Source organism: Streptomyces sp. NPDC041108, assembly GCF_055592645.1.
The window spans coordinates 448,947-465,281 of the sequence record NZ_JBVIYK010000004.1; the positions used below are offsets into that span (position 1 = coordinate 448,947).

Sequence of the window (16,335 nt, forward strand, 5' to 3'; positions counted from 1 at the left end):
CATGGTGAAGCAAGGTCTGCGGGAGCGCGGTAAGGCAAGGCGCAGCGAGGCGGTCATCCGTGCGGCCTTCGAGTTGTTCGCCGAGCAGGGCTACGACGCCACGACGGTCGCCGAGATCGCGGAACGGGCCGAGGTCTCGCCGCGCACGGTGGCCCTGCACTTCCGTTCCAAGCAGGACATCGCCATGTCCAAGTTCAGCGAGGGCGCGGACCGGCTGGCCGAGGCGATGCGTGAGCGGAGCCCCGATGAGCGTGCGGTGGACGTCCTCGGGCGGTGGCTGCTGGCGGAACACGAGTCGGGCGACGACGAGATGATGGAACTGGAACGCCGCATGTTCGTCGCCAACCCCGAGTTGGCGGCGCTGCGGACGGCACGGATGGACGCTGCCGTCCGCGAATCGACCAGAGTCGTCGCCGCGGACCTCGGCGTCGCCCCGGATTCCGTCGGCCCCCGGATGGTGGCCGTCGCGGCGACCGCCATCATCATCGAGCTCTTCACGGGCGGCGAGGAGTCCGACCTCGAACGGGCCGCGGTGGTCGCCCTGCGCCTCATCGAGGCGGCCATCGAGTCCCTTCCCCGGGACGCCGGCTAGCGCCGGGTGCCCTTGGGTTTTCGGCCAGTTGCGGCGAAGGGGCGCCTCCCTGTCGAAGGCTGGGCGAGCGTGCATGGGGCACCTCCCCACCCCCCTTGGGGCCGGGGGAAGCGTCGCGACGGGGCGAAGGTTGCCTGCCGCGGCACTGGCACCGCACGCCGGCTCTCCACATTTTCAGGAGTGGTGCACCCCGTGGGCGAAAGCGCGAGCGGTCACCAGCGGGAGGAGGGCCAAGGCCGCGGGGATCGCGAAGGCGAGGCGGAGCGCGGGGTGCGCTGCCGGCGGCCGGTGGTGCGGCCGGTCGTCGGTTCGCCCGGGTGAGCTGGAACGCGGCGGGGCGCACCCGGGGCGGGGCCGGTGCGGTGTCCGCGCGGTGTGGTGCGCAGCGGTACGGCTCGATGATGATGGCCCGACCCTCGACGCCGAGGTCCGCGGCGACGACTCTGGTCGATTCGCGGACGGCAGCGTCCATCCGTGCCGTCCGCAGCGCCGCCAACTCGGGGTTGGCGACGAACATGCGGCGTTCCAGTTCCATCATCTCGTCGTCGCCCGACTCGTGTTCCGCCAGCAGCCACCGCCCGAGGACGTCCACCGCACGCTCATCGGGGCTCCGCTCACGCATCGCCTCGGCCAGCCGGTCCGCGCCCTCGCTGAACTTGGACATGGCGATGTCCTGCTTGGAACGGAAGTACAGGGCCACCGTGCGCGGCGAGACCTCGGCCCGTTCCGCGATCTCGGCGACCGTCGTGGCGTCGTAGCCCTGCTCGGCGAACAACTCGAAGGCCGCACGGATGACCGCCTCGCTGCGCCTTGCCTTACCGCGCTCCCGCAGACCTTGCTCGCAGAACGCTTGCAAGTTACAGCCCGCCGCAATGTTGCAGTCCGCTGCAAACTTAGCTTAGGATGAAACTCGACCGCCCCGGCGGCCTCGACCCCCTCCCCACCGATGACCTGGACCGCGCCAAAGCCGCCGTCCGGGACCTCCTGCACCGAAAGGCCACCCCATGACCCCGCCCCGGACCATCCTGATCACCGGCTGCTCCTCCGGCATGGGCCGGCAGGCCGCGCTGGCCCTGCACCGGCTCGGCCACCGCGTGTACGCCACCGCCCGCCGCCCCGAGACCCTGGCCGACCTGGCCGCTCTCGGCATATCCACCCTGCCGCTCGACGTCACCGACGAGCAGTCGATGGCGGACGCGGTGGCCGCCGTCGAGGCCGAGCACGGCAGCGTCGACATCCTGATCAACAACGCCGGATTCGGGCTGCACCTGCCCGTGGAGTCCGCCACCCCGGCCGAGGTCCGCGCCCAGTTCGACACCAACGTCTTCGGCCTGGTCCGGATGGCCCAGTTGGTGCTGCCGGGCATGCGCCGCGCCGGGCACGGCCGGATCGTCAACCTCTCCTCCATGGCCGGCCGCTTCTCCCCTCCCGGCGGCGCCTTCTACCACGCCAGCAAGCACGCCGTGGAGGCGATCAGCGACTCGCTGCGCCTGGAGGTCGCGCCCTTCGGCGTCGAGGTCGTCGTCGTCCAACCCGGGCCCACCATCACCGAGTTCAGCACCACCGCGGTCGACACCATGGCCCCCGCCACGGACGCCGCCGACCCGTACGCCGGCTTCCGCGCCAGGCTCGCCGACATGTACGCCAACCACGCCTTCACCCGCCGCAGCGGCGCCGTCCCCGCCGAGGCCGCCACCAAGGTGATCGTCCGCGCCGCCACCACCGCCAAGCCCCGCGCCCGGTACGCGATCGGCGCGCTCGCCCGCGCCACCATGCTGGCCAAGCGCCTGCTCCCCGACGCCGCCTTCGACGCCCTGATGCGCCGCAGCTTCCCGGTTCCCGAGGCGGCCTGAACTCAATACCGGGACTCTGTTGGTGATCTTGTGTGGGGTAAGGCCACCACGCCCCCTCCTGATACAGGCGCGGCCACACGAACGCGTCGGCTGACGACGGCACCTGCTGATGCGCCCGCGCCCCCTTCCGCACCACCCCCAGCAGCTGCTCACCGGGCAGAGCATCCCGCTGCCGGCACGTCAGAAGTTCCTCCGCCCGCGCCCCGTTGGAGACCCAGAACGCCAGCAGGGCACGGTCGCGGTTGTGGCGCAGCGAAGATCCCGCCCGATCTTCCGATCGGACGGGATCTCGTCAACTACTCCTGAGTCAACTCAAGAACAGGCACGTCATCCTCCGCCGGAGGGTTCACATCGCCGACGCCCCCGCGTCGACCGGCAGACCGACCCCCGTCACGAAGCTCGCCTGGTCCGAGCAGAGCCACACCACCGCCGCCGCGACCTCCTCCGGTTCACCGAGCCGCTTGATGGCCATGCGGCTGACCCACTGGGCAAGCTGATCGTCCGTCAGCGCGTCCATGAGCGGTGTGCGAATGGAGGCAGGACACACGGCGTTCACCCGGATTCCGGACTCGGCGTACTCCACGGCGGCCGTCTTGGTGAGGCCGAGCACACCGTGCTTGCTCGCCACGTACGCTCCGAGCAGCGGCGGCGACACCAGCCCGGCCAGCGAGGATGTGTTGACGATCGCGCCGGTGCCGCCCTGGGCGAGCATCTGCCGGATCTGGTGCTTCAGCCCCAGCCAGACGCCCTTGAGGTTGACGGCGATGACCCGGTCGAAGTCGGCGGCCTCCATGTCGACGAGGCTCGCCTGGTGCTCGACGCCGGCGTTGTTCAGCGCGAAGTCCAGCCGCCCGTAAGCTCGTACGGTTTCGGCGACCAGCCGTTCCTGGTCCGCTTCGCGGGTGACATCGCAGGGAACGAAGCGGGCACGGCCTCCCTCCTTCCCGATCAGCTCGACCGTCTGCTCCCCGCCGTCCCGGCAGCTCTCCAGGTCGCTGACAAGCACCGCGGCACCCGCCCGTGCGAAGGCGAGCGCGCTGGCCCGGCCGATACCGCCGGCGCCGCCCGTCACCAGTCCGGACTTCCCCTCCATGACCGGTGTGCCGGTCACAGCGTTGCTCCCTCGCGAATCTGGATCAGCTCGATCAGGTTGCCTTCAGGATCGGCGAGATAGCCGAAGCGGACATCGGGGTGGGGGGCCGGGCCCGGTGGCACGATCACTGAGGCGCCCGCGGCGAGCACTCGGTCGTAGAGGCCGTCCAAGTCGCTCACCCGAAGGCAGAAATGCCCGTAACCCTGGCGCAGTACGGCCGTGTTCGGGTCGGACGCGGGGGGCGAGGGGACCGAATCGGGGCGGGACATGAGCTCCACCGCGTAGCCGTCGGCGGCGCGCAGCACCACAGCACGCATGCGCTGGTCCTCGACCTCGAAGCGGAACTCCTCGGTGAGTCCGAGGGCTTTGGTGTAGAAGACGACGGCCGCGTCGAGATCACGGACCGACAGTCCGACATGGTCGATGGCCGTGGTTGCGGCCGAGGCCTGGGGTGCCGCTGCCGCCGTAGGGTGCATCGAGCACATCGCTGCCTCCTGTGGAGTAGTCAACAATCTAAGACATCTAAGCAGTCTGGCGATGTCGGCAACAAGACTTCTGCAGGTGGAAGGACCATCCGTGCACAGGTCTTGCGAAATTGAAACACACGACAATACTGTGAAGTCTAATCACTTCAGGGAGTGCATCGTGAGCCTTCTCGACGCGAACACATGGACTGCGAAGATCTTTGCCGACGGCTGGTCCGGCGGTTCCGGCGGGACCGCCCCGGTCATCGAGCCCGCCACCGGGGACCCGCTCGGCGCCATCGGGATGGCCGACGCGGAGGACGCGCGCAAGGCCGCCACCCGAGCGGCGGCCGCGCAGGCACAGTGGGCGGCCCGGCCGCCCGGGGAGCGGGCCGCCGTCCTGCGCAGGGCCGGCGCGCTGTGGGAGGCGCACGCCGAGGAGATCCAGGACTGGATCGTCCGCGAGAGCGGCGCCATCCGCTCCAAGGCGGCGCTGGAGACCCACATCGCCGCCCAGGAGTGCTACGAGGCCGCCGCGCTGCCCAGCCATCCGCACGGCACTGTGCTGCCGTCCGACGAGGCACGCTGGAGCTTCGCCCGGCGCCGCCCGGCGGGCGTGGTCAGCGTCATCGCACCCTTCAACTTCCCGGTCATCCTGTCCATCCGTTCCGTCGCCCCGGCCCTCGCGCTGGGCAACGCGGTACTCCTCAAGCCCGACCCGCGCACGGCGGTGTGCGGCGGAGTCGCCCTCGTACGGATCTTCCAGGAAGCCGGTCTGCCGGAGGGACTCCTCCAACTACTGCCAGGCGGCGCCGACGTGGGCGAGGCCGTGGTGACCGCTCCCGAGGTCCGCGTCGTCTCCTTCACCGGATCCACGGCGGCGGGCCGCCGGGTCGGAGAGCTGGGTGCCCGCCATCTCAAGCGCACGCACCTGGAACTCGGCGGGAACAACGCCCTCATCGTGCTGCCCGGCGCGGACCTGGCGCTGGCCGCCTCCGCCGGCGCCTTCGGCTCCTTCATGCACCAGGGCCAGATATGCATGTCCACCGGCCGCCACCTGGTCCACGAAAGCCTGCACGACGCCTACGTGGAAGCCCTGTCCGCCAAGGCCGCCCACCTGCCCGTCGGCGACCCGGCGTCCGGTGAGGTCGCGCTGGGCCCGCTCATCGACGACCGGCAGCTCGGGCGCGTCGACGACCTCGTGCGGCGGACCGTGACCGCCGGCGCCCGGCTCGCCGCCGGCGGCACCTACCAGGGCCTCTTCTACGCCCCGACCGTGCTGGCGGCCGTTACCCCGGCGATGCCCGCCTGGACGGACGAGGTGTTCGGCCCCGTGGCGCCCGTCGTGCCCTTCGCCACGACGCAGGAGGCCATCGCTCTCGCGTCCGAGAGCGAGTACGGGCTCTCCCTCGGCATCCTCGGTGACGTCGGCGACGCCATGGCTATCGCGGACGCGGTTCCCAGCGGCATCGTCCACATCAACGAGCAGACCGTCTCCGACGAGGCGAACGCCCCCTTCGGCGGCGTCGGCGCCTCCGGTACCGGGTCGCGCTTCGGCGGCCCCGAGGCCAACATCGAGGCCTTCACCGAGACCCAGTGGCTCACCGCGCGCCCCCGGATCGCCCCCTACCCCTTCTGACCGGACACCCGTAACCAGCACGCCAGAACAGGAGTCGCGCCGCCATGGGCGAGATCAACGCCGGTCAGGCCATCGTCAATGCCTTGCGGGCCGAGGGCGTCAGCCATGTCTTCGGCATGCCCGGCGGTCATGTTCTGCCCCTCTACGACGCCATCCACCGCACGCCTGGCATCAGCAGCTTCCTGGTACGCCATGAGCATCATGCGGCAGCCATGGCGGCGGCGTACGCCCAGCTCACCGGCCGGCCCGCCGTGGTCCTGGTCACCGCCGGACCGGGCGTCACCAACACCCTCACCGCGGTCGCGGAGGCATACGTCGGGGCCCTGCCCATGATCGTGCTCGGCGGCCGCGGCGCCACGGCGACCGCGCACCGGGGCGCCAGCCAGGAGGTCGCCACCGACCAGGTGTTCGCCCCCGTCACCAAGTGGTCGGTCCGGGTCGACCGGGCCGACCTCCTCACCGACGTCCTGCGGCAGGGCTTCGCCCGCGCCCGCGGCGGCAGGCCGGGCCCCATCCTGATCGACATCCCGCGGGACCTGCTGACCCTCGACGTCCCCGACAAGCCGTACCTGCCGGTCGGCCCGCCCGCCCGGCCCGCCGCCGACCAACCGGCCGTCGACGCCGCGGCAGCCGCTCTCGCCGGTGCCCGCAGCCCGCTCATCATCGCGGGCGGCGGAGTCGCCTCCTCCGGCGCCTTCGACGAACTGCGCGCCCTGGCCGAACGCCTGCCGGCCCCCGTACTGACCAGCCTCGCCGGACGCGGCAGCCTCCCCGACGACCACCCCCTCGCGGCCGGTGGCCTCGGCGCCCACCGCAACCGGGTCGCCAAACGGCTGCTCGGCGAAGCGGACGTGGTCCTCGGCCTCGGCACCCGCTTCGAGGAGATGGAGACCAACTGGCAGCCCACCGCCCTCCCGTCCCCCGACGCCACCTACATCCAGGTCGACATCGACCCGGCCGAACTGGGCCGCGCCATCCCGGCCCACATCCCCGTCAACGGCGACATCAAGAGAGTCCTGGAGCAACTCCTTACCGCCCTGCCCGAGGGCACAAACGCCTCCCCCGGCCGCACGGAGCGCCTCCTCCAGGACATCACCGCCCTCGACGCCGCCGTCGACCACATGGCACTCGACGACAGGGCCCCGATCCATCCCGCCCGCGTCATCCGCACCGCCCGCTCCGTCTTCCCCCGCGACACCGTCCTCGGCGTCGACGTCGGCGCCCTCGCCCAGCACATCGGCGGCGCGTTCCCCTTCTTCCGCGTCTACCAACCGCGCTCCGTCATCACCCCGTCCAGCTTCTACGGCATGGGGTTCGCGGCCGCCGCCCTGCCCGCCGCCCGCCTGGTCCACCCGCGGCGGCCCGCCCTGTGCTTCGTCGGCGACGGCTCCTTCCAAATGGTCATGAACATCGTGCCGATGGCCGCCCAGTACGGACTCGCAGTCACCTGGTGCGTGCTCAACGACGACGCCCTCGGCTCCATCCGGGACCTCCAGGAACACACCTACGGCAACCGCATCCAGGACACCGAGTTCCCCTTCCAGCCCGACTTCGCCCGCCTGGCCGAGGCCTGCGGCGCGTACGGCGAACGCGTCGACGACCCGGCCGCCGTACCTGACGCCCTGAAGCGCGCCCTCGCGGAGAACGCGGCCGGCCGCCCCGCCGTCCTGGACTTCGCCGTCGCGCGCACCCGGCTCGCGCAGACCAGGGAGCACTACTTCACGACCTACCCGCAGGACGCCTGAGCGGCGCCCGCTTCGGGCCCTCCGAAGCGGGCGCCGCCCCAGGGCTCCTTGTCAGTCCGCGTCGGGGATCCAGCTGCCGTGGAAGCCGAGACCCGGGCCGGCAGGCGAACGGTGGCCACGGGATCCGCGGTGATGTCCTGGGCGGACAGGATGACCAGGTCCGTGGCGGAGCGCTCGGGTTTGTGCGCGAACGCCAGCACATGACCGTCGTCCTCGGCCACGCCGCCTGCCGCAGGCACGAAGAGCGGCTGGCCGAGGGCCTGCCCCCGGCCAAATGTGCGGATCTCCTGGGTGCCGCGGTGCAGGTCGTCTTTGATGACCCGGTTGGCGAACGCGTCGTCACCGAGTTGGTCGAGTTCGCGGGTGCCGGCGAAGGACTCCATGAACTCGGTGATGGCCGCCGTGTAGCCGTAGCGGTACGGCAGCGAGGTCACCGGTCGTTGATCTGGGGGAACTCCTGCGGCCGGTCGTCGAGGCGCTGCACGGTGGCCTTCCCCGCGGCCGGGTCGAGGGTGTACCGGTCCAGGGCGGGCGTGCCGTGGCCTTCGATGGAGCCTGTGGCCTTGGACATCGTCCTGGGGTGGGTGACCACGTCCAGAACCACGCGCTCCCCGTCGTCGTAGGCGTTCAGCGTGTGGAAGATCAATACGGGATCCACATCAACCCACCGCACGTCGGCCGCGGTTCCCGCCCTCGGCATCTCCCCATTACCTTTTTGGTAGCCCCGCAATGGGGCGCCCGGCCTTCGGAGTTGGCATGGCTTTCTCCCCCTGTCGATCGCATGTCTTGGGGGGTGGTGTCACCGGCTCCGGAGGCATCGACAGACCGCTGATTAGGGGCATGACCACCGGCTTCTTCGCAGGTCGGGAGGCTCTTCGTAATGTGGATGTGGCGATCGGTGCCGTGGGACGGCCGGGCGAGGACGACCGAAGGACGCACGTGATCGACGTCAGTGACATCGGAGCCTTCCTCGGCCTGGATGTCGGCAAGGGCGAACACCACGCCACCGCTGTCACCCCGGCCGGGAAGAAGGCCTTCGACAAACGGCTGCCCAACAGCGAGCCGAAACTCCGCGACGTGTTCGGCAAACTGCAGGCCAAGCACGGGACCGTGCTCGTGGTGGTCGACCAGCCGGCCTCCATCGGCGCCCTGCCGCTGGCCGTGGCCCGGGACATGGGCTGCCAGGTCGCCTATCTGCCCGGCCTGACGATGCGGCGGATCGCCGACCTCTATCCCGGCGAGGCCAAGACCGATGCCCGCGACGCGTTCGTCATCGCGGACGCGGCCGGCGTCATGCCGCACACGCTCCGCTCGGTCGACCTCCAGGACGAGACCATCGCCGAGCTGGAGATGATCGTCGGCTTCGACGATGACCTGGCCGGCGAAGCAACCCGCGTCAGCAACCGCCTGCGTGGCCTGCTGACGCAGATCCACCCGTCGCTGGAACGTGTCCTGGGCCCACGCGTCCAGCACCCGGCCGTGCTCAAGCTCCTCGACCAGTTCGGCTCGCCCGCCCAGATCCGCAAAGCCGGACGCCGACGGCTCATTGCGCTGATACGCCCGAAGGCACCGCGGATGGCCGAGCGCCTCGTCGAAGAGATCTTCACCGCCCTGGACGAACAGACCGTCGTCGTCCCGGGCACCGACGCGGCCGCCCTGATCGTCCCCAACCTCGCCGGCTCGCTCCAAGCAGTGCTTGACCAGCGGAAACTCCTGGCCACCCGGATCGAGGAACTCCTGGAGAACCACCCTCTAATGCAGTGCGTACGTGCTTCCGTACCCGCTTGTTGAGCTAGGTACGGAAGCACGTGGGGCGGATGCCTCAGTTCCTTCTGACCTGCGAGGTCTCAAAGAAGACTGGCGCCGTCTCTGTGGCGAGTTTCGCGGTGGCCTGGTGGGCGTCGGGATGACTCCGAACCCTCTTCAGCGGGCCAGGCCAGAGGTGGGGCCTCGGCCTGGCCGCAAGACAGGAAGAGCGCCATCCGCGATGCTGGACATCGAGGAGCGGCTTTGCTTCATGCTCACGGCCTGCGGCGATCTCCCGATCGAGGCTCCCGTTCGAGGCGCACAGCTCAAGATCACGCTGTGCGTTGGTCCTAGGTCTGGAGCGTGCTCGACGGATCCGTCGAGCACGCTTGCTGTGGTCGGTGCGGGCGTTACGGGCGGCCGAGGCCCTGATAGACGGCTTCTGCAATGCGGTGGAACCGCTCGTCGCCGCCGGTGTTGATGCTGCCGTTACTGCCGCCCAGCTTCATGTGGTTCATGGTGAACGCCACGGTCAGGCGGTTGTCGCAGTCCACGATGACCATGTGGCCCCCAGAGCCGCCCCAGTAGCAGGTACGAGGCCCGGCCATGGGCAGATCGTCGTTGCCCAGCCCCCAGCCCATACCGAACTTCACGTGCTTTCCCAGGATCAGGTCGGCGCCGTCCGACTGCTGATCGAAGAGGGTCTGGACGCCCTTCTCGGACAGCACTCGCACACCGCGTGCCTCGCCGCCGCAGGCGATCACCGAGTGCACGGCGGCCACCGAGCGCGCATTGCCCTGGCCGTTGACGGCAGGAATCTCCGCAGCCCGCCAGGCGCGCGTGGCCGCGAACGGTTCCGGGTCGGCCAGCACGTTGGGGCGCCCGAACACCTTGGCAGCCGTTTCCTCCAGCTCGGGCGGGAGGGGGAGGCCGTCGATGTTGAAGACATTCGAGACACGATCGTCGGCCTCGGCGGGCAGGCCGATGTGGAAGTCGGCGCCCAGCGGGGTGGCCACCTGCTCGGCGAAGAACTGACCCACGCTCTGCCCGGTGATCCGGCGAACCACCTCACCGACGAGATAGCCCTGGGTCACGGCGTGGTAGCCGGAGGCGGTGCCCGGTTGCCACCAGGGCTTCTGCGCGGCGAGCAGGTCGGTGCACCTGTCCCAGTCATACAGCTCGTCGGGAGCCGCCAGCGGCATGTCCCAGCCCGCCAGCCCGGCGGTGTGGGACAGCAGATGCCTGACCTCGACCGCGTCCTTTCCCTCGGCGGCGAACTCCGGCCAGTACCGCGCCACGGGTGCGTACAGGTCCAGCTCCCCGCGGTCGGCAAGCACAAGCGCGCAGAGATTGGTCATGGTCTTGGTGACCGACCAGACGTTGACCAGGGTGTCGCGGGTCCAGGGCCGGGTCTGCGCACGGTCGGCGTAGCCGCCCCACAAATCGACCACCGGCTCACCGTCCAGGAACACCGCCGCCGATGCCCCGCCCTGGCTCTGGTCCAGGGCCTGTTCGAAGGCTTTCCTCACTGCGGCGAACCGGTCGTCGCACTGACCCGATATCTCTGTCATCCTCAGCTTTTCCCTTCGTGTTTTGAATGTCTCAGCAGCGCTGAGCCCTGAAGAACGAAACGACTAATGCGTACTAAAAGGGCTAAACGGGCCCCGCGTCGTGCGGGCACGGTCGCCTTGGCGGCTGAGCCGCTGGAGCGGAACGGGTTTTGAAACGCACCCGGCCCGTGTGAACGATCGGATCGAGAGGCTGTCGCGTGCGTCGTCCGCGACCCGCGCGGCGTGGCCCGCCATCACGTCCACAGCCAGGACTGCTGAGCTGAGCGGAGGTGCTGTTGCTCACTGCTCGGTGGTCAGGCCGAGAATGATGCCGCGGACGACGGCTTCGCGGACGGCTTCGGGGTCGTCGTGGAGTGGTGACTGAGTGATCGCGCCGACGTGCGCGGTGATGACGGCCCGGGTGAAATCCTCTACGGAGTCCAGCGGTCGACGGCCGGTGAGCTCCAGGACATGCAACAGCAGCGGCTGGAGATGCCGACGGAGCTGCTCGGCATGCTCGCGCAGTGCGGCCGCGACCTCTGGCCGGTGCTGGGCCTGCCCCGCGAAACTGGTGCGGATCGCCACCCACTGCGGATCCATCGGCAGCGCCCGCAATATCGTGGCCACGACGGACTCCAGGGAACAGCGGGCCTGCTCAGAAAACGGCGCGTCGGCGGTCAGCGCCTCCAGCCGCTGCTGAGCCTCGGCGTTGCGCTGTTCGTACAGGGCGAAGAAGACGTCGTCGACGGTCTTGAAGTTGGAGTAGAACGCGCCGCGGGTGAACCCGGCGCGCTCACAGATCGCCCCGATGCTGACGTTGGTGGTGCCCTGCTCGGCGAACAGGTGGGCGGCCGCGGCGATCAGCTGCGCGCGGGTCGCCTTGCGCTGGCGGGGTGGACGTGCGGGCGCGGGGGTGGTCGGGTGGTTCATCGGGCCATCCTCTCCGTCGGCAGCTGCGAGGCGGCCTCCTGACTGAGAGGCGGGCCGCTGTGCAGGTAGTCGTGCACGGAGCCGACCGGGCTACTACCTCGGACTCGCGCACTGCTCCACTCTCCTGCGATACAAAACGTATTGAGTACAGTTTGCATCGAGTTCGCGTGCCGGGCAACCAGCCGGACCGAACGTGCACCAAGGAGTCCCGTGATGACCCACTCTTCTCGTCAGCTCACCGCTCCAGCTGGAACAGCGCAACATTGAACCGGCTCAGGCTCTGGAGGAGCGGCAGGCAGAACTCGATGCCGCCCGGGCCGCGAACCGCGACCTCACTCGCGCCCTGAACCACCGTGGCTGATGCACCTGGGCCGACGTAGGGCTGTCCGGCCTGACCGCCGCGCCGGGCTGTCCGTACGGCCGTACAACACGGTTGCCTGGCCGCCCCTGCTGGAAGGCAGTGGTTATGAGGCAGTTCCGGTGTCTCCGGTTCGCGTGTGGGTCGTCAGGCCGGTGAGGACCAGGGTGAGCCAGCGGGCGCGGGCGGCGGAGGGCTGGTTGGTGGGGGCCGTGCTGAAGAGCAGGTAGATGTGCCCCAAGCATGGCAGGACCCCCAGACTCTCGGAGCGGAGAGAGTCCGGGGGGCGTCTCAGGTGCCGTCAGCGGCCGAACAGGGCGACCGCACCCGTCGCTATCCCGGCCACACCGGTGAGCGCGCCGATCGCCGGGAGCGGCCACCGCCCGGACTCCAGCGACGCGAGCCGGGCCTCGTCACGCTGTTGCCGCGGGGTCTCGCCGATCGGCGAACGCCGTTTCGATCGTCTTCTTCATGAGTGCCACGGTGGTCCGCATGGTGCTGGTGGCGTAGTCGACGACCGACGCGGGCGCGAACTCGGTCGTCCAGACGAGATGGACTCCCTCCTCGTCCTCCCGCACGGTCTGTGACCCCAGGTGGTGTGTCAGCGGACCGCCCTCGGTCGCTTGGTAGGTGAGCTTTCGGGCGCCACCGTCGACTTCGACGATGCGCTCGGTGATCTTCATGTCATCGGCGAACGTCACCGTCCTGCTGTCCGGTCCCTTTTCCACGTGGAGCGCGAATCCCGGGATGAGCCGGGTGTCCACCGCATAGACATCGCGCACGGCATCCCACGCGAACTCCGCGCTGGCTTCCACGACGACATCGACCGTCACCGAGCTCACGCCGGCTTCTTCGTAGCGAACTTCCATCAGCAAGGTCATGGTGTTTCTCCTTCTCTCTTCTGATCGTCTGCTGCGGTGCGGGCCGTCGCCGGCCCGGGTTGGTGCGGCTGGTGCTCGCCGGGAACGTCAGGGCACCATCACGACCCGGCCGATCCGGCCGCGCTGCTCGGCGTAGTGGTGCGCGGCCGCGGCGTCGGCGAGGGGGAAGACTCGGTCGATCACGGCTTCCAGTTCGCCGTCCGCGATGCGGCGGATGAGGTCCGCCATGTACGCGTGGACCCGGGGCTCATGGAGCAGGGAGGCGAGCCCGACGCCGTGGAGCGTCGTGTTGCTGCGGATCAGGCTCACGACGTCGACCGTGCTCTCTTCGCGGGAAGCCGTGCCCAGCGGGACGATGTGCCCGCCGTGACGGGTGGCCTCGATCAGCTGCTGGAGCAGCGAACCGCCCACGCAGTCGACGGCCAGATCGACACCACGCCCGCCGGTCAGGGCCAGGACACGGTCACGGACGTTCTCGCCTTGGTAGTCGATTCCCTCGTCGAGGCCGTAACGACGCAGCTCCTCGAACCGCGCCGGGTTCGACGCGCTCCCGATCACGCGGGCACCCGCCTTCTTGGCGAGCTGCATCGCCGCCAGCCCGACCCCGCTGGCCGCCCCTTGCAGCAGGACGGTGTCGCCGCTCGTGAGACGGCCGCGCTCGAACAGCGCCTCGTAGGCGGTCGAGAAGGTGACCGGCACCAAGGCCGCCGCCTTCGGATCGAAACCGTCCGGCAGCACCCAGCAGTGCTCCGGGCGTACGACGCGCAGTTCGGCATGGGAACCGGCCGGCAGTCCATGGGCCTGCCCGAAAGCGCAGACCTTCTGGCCGACCTCCAAGCCCGTGACCGCGGAGCCCACCGCCACGACCTCACCGGCACTGCTGTAACCGATGACGAACCCGTCCGCCGGAGGGGGTACGAGGAGACGGCACATCAGGTCGCCGCCCTCGATGCTGATGGCCTCCGTCCTGATCAGAACCTCGTCGGTGCCGGGGACGGGGTCCGGCATATCCTCGTAACTGAGCACTTCGGGGCCGCCGTTGCGGCGGTAGACAGCTGCCTTCACTCTTCAGGGCCTTTCTTGGGGGGTGGGACGGCAGGGGGCAACGCCCTGCGGCGAATGCCGTGTCGGTCAACTACGGGTTGCCGTGGGCGCGCTCGGAGACGGGGGCCCATGCGTCCCAGGTGGACAGGCGCGCGTCGTAGTGGCTGCGGACCTTGGGCAGGGCCGACTTGCCCAGAATCAGCCGGAGCGGCGGCTCGGCGGCGTCGACCGCCGCCAGCACGGCCGGCGGCGTGGCGGCGGGGTCGCCGACGGCCGCGGGGTCGAAGTCCGCGTACAGGGCCTGGCGGGCCTCGTCGTAGGCGGGGTTCTCGGGTGACGCCTTGAGGGAGGCGGGGGACGCGAACTCGGTGGCGTAGGGCCCGGGTTCGATGATGGTGACCTTGATGCCGAGGTAGGCGACTTCCTTCGACAGGGCCTCCATCATCCCTTCCAGCGCCCACTTGGAGGCGTTGTACAGACCCAGGGTCGCCTCGCCCATCAGTCCGCCCTGGCTGGACACCGACAGGACGTGGCCACCTCCCTGCGCGCGCAGGAAGGGAAGCGCCGCCTGCGTCACCCAGAGCGCCCCGAACAGGTTGGTGTCGAGCAGCTCCCGGACATCGGCCTCCTGGACCTCCTCGACGGCACCGCGCAGGCCGTGTCCGGCGTTGTTGACGATCACGTCGAGCCGCCCGAAGTGGTCGTGGGCGGCGGCCACGGCGTCGAACACGGCGCCGCGCCGGGTGACGTCCAGCGGCAGCACGAGCAAGGAGTCGGGGTACGCCGCGGCCAGCGACTTGAGCCTGCTCTCGTCGCGCGCAGTCGCGGCGACCTTGTCGCCCCGCTGCAGCGCGGCCTCCGCCCACAGCCGGCCGAAGCCGCGTGAGGAACCGGTGATGAACCAGACCTTCTCGGTCATGTGTGTCTCCTGTTCTTGTTTCGGGATCCCGTCGGCGCCGGCGGCGTCGAAACCTTCCGGGCCGGTGGTGGCGCTCATGCCGCCGCTCCTTCAGGGAAGGACGGGGGTGTCGAGACGGCGTCGCGCCATGGGGTGCGGGCAGCTATGGCCTGCTGCCAGGGACGGATGCGCCTGGGTGGCATGCCGATGGCCAGGACACCGGTGAGCCGGTCGTCGGAGCGGTAGATCGCGGTGAACTTGGCTTCCGCCAGGCTGCCTTCGACTATCCGTACCTCGTCGTGACCGCGCAGGTAGCCGTAGGCACGGATCTTCATGTCGTACTGGTCGGACCAGAAATAAGGGACGGGCGCGAAGGGCCGCCGGGCGCCCAGGAGGTTGCGGGCGGCGGCCATGCCCTGTTCGGTGGCGTTGGTGCGGTGCTCGACGCGCATCGAGGTGTCGAAGAGCGGGTTGTGCCAGCGGGCCACGTCGCCCGCGCCGTACACGCCGGGTGCGGCAGCACAGAACTCGTCGCAGACCAGTCCGTCGTCGAGGGCGAGGCCGCTGCCGGTCAGCCACTCGGTGTTGGGCCGGGAGCCGACGGCCACCAGCACTGTCTCGGCCTCGATCGTGCTGCCGTCGGCCAGCCGTACGCCGCCGGAGACGACCTCGGTGACCCCTGTCCCGGTGCGCAGGTCCACGCCGTGCGCGAGGTGGGCTTGGGCGAGGATGCGGCCGATGTCCTCGCCGACCGCGTGAGCCAGTGGGACGGGCGCGGGTTCGATGAGGGTCACACGGGTGCCCGAAGCGGCCGCCACCGCCGCGGCCTCGGCGCCCAGGAACCCGGCGCCGACCACGGCCAGGCTGCGGCCCGGGCCGAGGCGGTCCTTGAGGGCGAGGGCGTCGTCCAGGGTGCGCAGGGTGTGGGCCGGGGTGCCGGGCATCAGCCGGGGGCGGACTCCGGTGGCCACGACCAGCCCGTCGTACGCCACCTCGGTGCCGTCGGACAGCAGCACCGTCCGGGCGGCGAGGTCCACTCCGATGGCCTCGCGGCCGTAACTGGCGTCCAGGCCGAGGGCGTTGAGTTCGGCCTCGGTGCGCAAGGGCAGCCGGTCCGGTGTCCAGGCGCCGCGGAGGATTTCCTTCGACAGCGGCGGCCGGTCGTAAGGAGCCGTGGCCTCGTCGCCGATGAGCGTGATGGTGCCGGTGTGACCCGACCGGCGCAGGGTTTCGGCGGCGGCGAGACCGGCCGCGGAGGCGCCGACGATGACGACGCGGCCCGGTGCGCCGGCCGGCTCACCGGCCGTGCCCGCGGTCATGACTCTCCCAGGCGGATGGCGGCCGCGGGGCACACGGTGGCCGATTCACGGACGGCGTCGTGGAGTTCGGCGGGCGGGGCAGCTTCGAGGAGGACGACCATGCCGTCCTCGTCCCGCTGGTCGAAGACGTCGGGGGCGAGCATCACGCACTGGCCCGAGGCGACGCACTTGGGAACATCGACTTCTACACGCATGACGGTTCTTCCCTGTGGGGGGCGGTGGG

17 protein-coding genes and 1 pseudogene are annotated in these 16,335 nt (G+C 70.2%); 5 read left to right on the forward strand and 13 right to left on the reverse strand.

Annotated features, from left to right (window positions below):
- Nucleotide 1 precedes the first annotated feature (1 nt).
- Nucleotides 2-592 (forward strand): TetR/AcrR family transcriptional regulator, encoded by a 591-nt coding sequence (locus ACZ6BB_RS15180; RefSeq protein WP_471615646.1) that lies wholly within the window; start codon nt 2-4, stop codon nt 590-592.
- Here the strand turns inward: ACZ6BB_RS15180 and ACZ6BB_RS15185 are convergent.
- Complete coding sequence (locus tag ACZ6BB_RS15185; RefSeq protein ID WP_471615647.1) at nt 549-1,448, reverse strand: TetR/AcrR family transcriptional regulator; 900 nt, start codon at nt 1,446-1,448, stop codon at nt 549-551. The two genes, ACZ6BB_RS15180 and ACZ6BB_RS15185, sit on opposite strands and share 44 nt — an antisense overlap.
- Nucleotides 1,449-1,596: 148 nt before the next feature.
- Between ACZ6BB_RS15185 and ACZ6BB_RS15190 the strand changes: the two genes are divergently transcribed.
- Nucleotides 1,597-2,445: an SDR family NAD(P)-dependent oxidoreductase gene (locus ACZ6BB_RS15190; RefSeq protein WP_471615648.1), complete on the forward strand. Its 849-nt coding sequence runs from the start codon at nt 1,597-1,599 to the stop codon at nt 2,443-2,445.
- Nucleotides 2,446-2,791: 346 nt separating this feature from the next.
- Here the strand turns inward: ACZ6BB_RS15190 and ACZ6BB_RS15195 are convergent, their stop codons facing one another.
- Together ACZ6BB_RS15195 and ACZ6BB_RS15200 are read right to left on the reverse strand one after the other, a co-directional pair.
- Nucleotides 2,792-3,556, reverse strand: a complete 765-nt coding sequence (locus ACZ6BB_RS15195) for a glucose 1-dehydrogenase (protein WP_471615649.1) — start codon at nt 3,554-3,556, stop codon at nt 2,792-2,794.
- The gene (locus tag ACZ6BB_RS15200; protein ID WP_050789665.1) at nt 3,553-4,023 is read right to left on the reverse strand and encodes a VOC family protein; all 471 of its coding nucleotides are present in this window, start codon (nt 4,021-4,023) and stop codon (nt 3,553-3,555) included. Before ACZ6BB_RS15200 ends, ACZ6BB_RS15195 begins: the two co-directional genes overlap by 4 nt.
- A gap of 160 nt (nt 4,024-4,183) precedes the next feature.
- Between ACZ6BB_RS15200 and ACZ6BB_RS15205 the strand changes: the two genes are divergently transcribed.
- Nucleotides 4,184-5,641 (forward strand): benzaldehyde dehydrogenase, encoded by a 1,458-nt coding sequence (locus ACZ6BB_RS15205; RefSeq protein ID WP_471615650.1) that lies wholly within the window; start codon nt 4,184-4,186, stop codon nt 5,639-5,641.
- 44 nt (nt 5,642-5,685) lie between these two features.
- Complete coding sequence (locus tag ACZ6BB_RS15210; protein WP_471615651.1) at nt 5,686-7,386, forward strand: thiamine pyrophosphate-binding protein; 1,701 nt, start codon at nt 5,686-5,688, stop codon at nt 7,384-7,386.
- On the opposite strand, the gene ACZ6BB_RS15215 is transcribed toward ACZ6BB_RS15210, so the two are convergent.
- Complete coding sequence (locus ACZ6BB_RS15215) at nt 7,368-7,820, reverse strand: carotenoid oxygenase family protein (RefSeq protein WP_471615652.1); 453 nt, start codon at nt 7,818-7,820, stop codon at nt 7,368-7,370. The two genes, ACZ6BB_RS15210 and ACZ6BB_RS15215, sit on opposite strands and share 19 nt — an antisense overlap.
- Nucleotides 7,817-8,044, reverse strand: coding sequence for a carotenoid oxygenase family protein (locus ACZ6BB_RS15220; protein WP_471615653.1), 228 nt, complete (start codon nt 8,042-8,044; stop codon nt 7,817-7,819). Before ACZ6BB_RS15220 ends, ACZ6BB_RS15215 begins: the two co-directional genes overlap by 4 nt.
- 281 nt (nt 8,045-8,325) lie before the next feature.
- On the opposite strand from ACZ6BB_RS15220, the pseudogene ACZ6BB_RS15225 reads away from it, so the two are divergent.
- Nucleotides 8,326-9,168 (forward strand): annotated as a pseudogene (locus ACZ6BB_RS15225) (IS110 family transposase); the annotation flags it as partial.
- 374 nt (nt 9,169-9,542) lie between these two features.
- Here the strand turns inward: ACZ6BB_RS15225 and ACZ6BB_RS15230 are convergent.
- The 8 genes from ACZ6BB_RS15230 to ACZ6BB_RS15265 form a co-directional block, all read right to left on the reverse strand.
- The gene (locus ACZ6BB_RS15230) at nt 9,543-10,703 is read right to left on the reverse strand and encodes a serine hydrolase domain-containing protein (RefSeq protein WP_471615654.1); all 1,161 of its coding nucleotides are present in this window, start codon (nt 10,701-10,703) and stop codon (nt 9,543-9,545) included.
- A 279-nt stretch (nt 10,704-10,982) separates the two neighbouring features.
- The gene (locus ACZ6BB_RS15235; RefSeq protein WP_471615655.1) at nt 10,983-11,612 is read right to left on the reverse strand and encodes a TetR/AcrR family transcriptional regulator; all 630 of its coding nucleotides are present in this window, start codon (nt 11,610-11,612) and stop codon (nt 10,983-10,985) included.
- Nucleotides 11,613-12,076: 464 nt separating this feature from the next.
- The gene (locus ACZ6BB_RS15240; RefSeq protein WP_471615656.1) at nt 12,077-12,211 is read right to left on the reverse strand and encodes a hypothetical protein; all 135 of its coding nucleotides are present in this window, start codon (nt 12,209-12,211) and stop codon (nt 12,077-12,079) included.
- 172 nt (nt 12,212-12,383) lie between these two features.
- The gene (locus tag ACZ6BB_RS15245) at nt 12,384-12,851 is read right to left on the reverse strand and encodes an SRPBCC family protein (protein ID WP_471615657.1); all 468 of its coding nucleotides are present in this window, start codon (nt 12,849-12,851) and stop codon (nt 12,384-12,386) included.
- An 87-nt stretch (nt 12,852-12,938) separates the two neighbouring features.
- Nucleotides 12,939-13,916, reverse strand: a complete 978-nt coding sequence (locus tag ACZ6BB_RS15250) for a quinone oxidoreductase family protein (protein WP_471615658.1) — start codon at nt 13,914-13,916, stop codon at nt 12,939-12,941.
- Nucleotides 13,917-13,986: 70 nt separating this feature from the next.
- Nucleotides 13,987-14,892: an SDR family NAD(P)-dependent oxidoreductase gene (locus ACZ6BB_RS15255; protein WP_471615659.1), complete on the reverse strand. Its 906-nt coding sequence runs from the start codon at nt 14,890-14,892 to the stop codon at nt 13,987-13,989.
- Nucleotides 14,889-16,112 (reverse strand): NAD(P)/FAD-dependent oxidoreductase, encoded by a 1,224-nt coding sequence (locus tag ACZ6BB_RS15260; protein WP_471615660.1) that lies wholly within the window; start codon nt 16,110-16,112, stop codon nt 14,889-14,891. The genes ACZ6BB_RS15255 and ACZ6BB_RS15260 overlap by 4 nt, the downstream gene beginning before the upstream one ends.
- The gene (locus tag ACZ6BB_RS15265) at nt 16,109-16,306 is read right to left on the reverse strand and encodes a ferredoxin (RefSeq protein ID WP_470790044.1); all 198 of its coding nucleotides are present in this window, start codon (nt 16,304-16,306) and stop codon (nt 16,109-16,111) included. Before ACZ6BB_RS15265 ends, ACZ6BB_RS15260 begins: the two co-directional genes overlap by 4 nt.
- Nucleotides 16,307-16,335 lie beyond the last annotated feature (29 nt).

Bases quoted from the DNA above. Each gene is read 5' to 3' on its own strand.
- ACZ6BB_RS15180 (WP_471615646.1), top strand. From the start codon at position 2: ATGGTGAAGCAAGGTCTGCGGGAGCGCGGTAAGGCAAGGCGCAGCGAG.
- ACZ6BB_RS15190 (WP_471615648.1), top strand. From the start codon at position 1,597: ATGACCCCGCCCCGGACCATCCTGATCACCGGCTGCTCCTCCGGCATG.
- ACZ6BB_RS15200 (WP_050789665.1), bottom strand. From the start codon at position 4,023: ATGTGCTCGATGCACCCTACGGCGGCAGCGGCACCCCAGGCCTCGGCC.
- ACZ6BB_RS15210 (WP_471615651.1), top strand. From the start codon at position 5,686: ATGGGCGAGATCAACGCCGGTCAGGCCATCGTCAATGCCTTGCGGGCC.
- ACZ6BB_RS15230 (WP_471615654.1), bottom strand. From the start codon at position 10,703: ATGACAGAGATATCGGGTCAGTGCGACGACCGGTTCGCCGCAGTGAGG.
- ACZ6BB_RS15235 (WP_471615655.1), bottom strand. From the start codon at position 11,612: ATGAACCACCCGACCACCCCCGCGCCCGCACGTCCACCCCGCCAGCGC.
- ACZ6BB_RS15245 (WP_471615657.1), bottom strand. From the start codon at position 12,851: ATGACCTTGCTGATGGAAGTTCGCTACGAAGAAGCCGGCGTGAGCTCG.
- ACZ6BB_RS15255 (WP_471615659.1), bottom strand. From the start codon at position 14,892: ATGAGCGCCACCACCGGCCCGGAAGGTTTCGACGCCGCCGGCGCCGAC.
- ACZ6BB_RS15260 (WP_471615660.1), bottom strand. From the start codon at position 16,112: ATGACCGCGGGCACGGCCGGTGAGCCGGCCGGCGCACCGGGCCGCGTC.
- ACZ6BB_RS15265 (WP_470790044.1), bottom strand. From the start codon at position 16,306: ATGCGTGTAGAAGTCGATGTTCCCAAGTGCGTCGCCTCGGGCCAGTGC.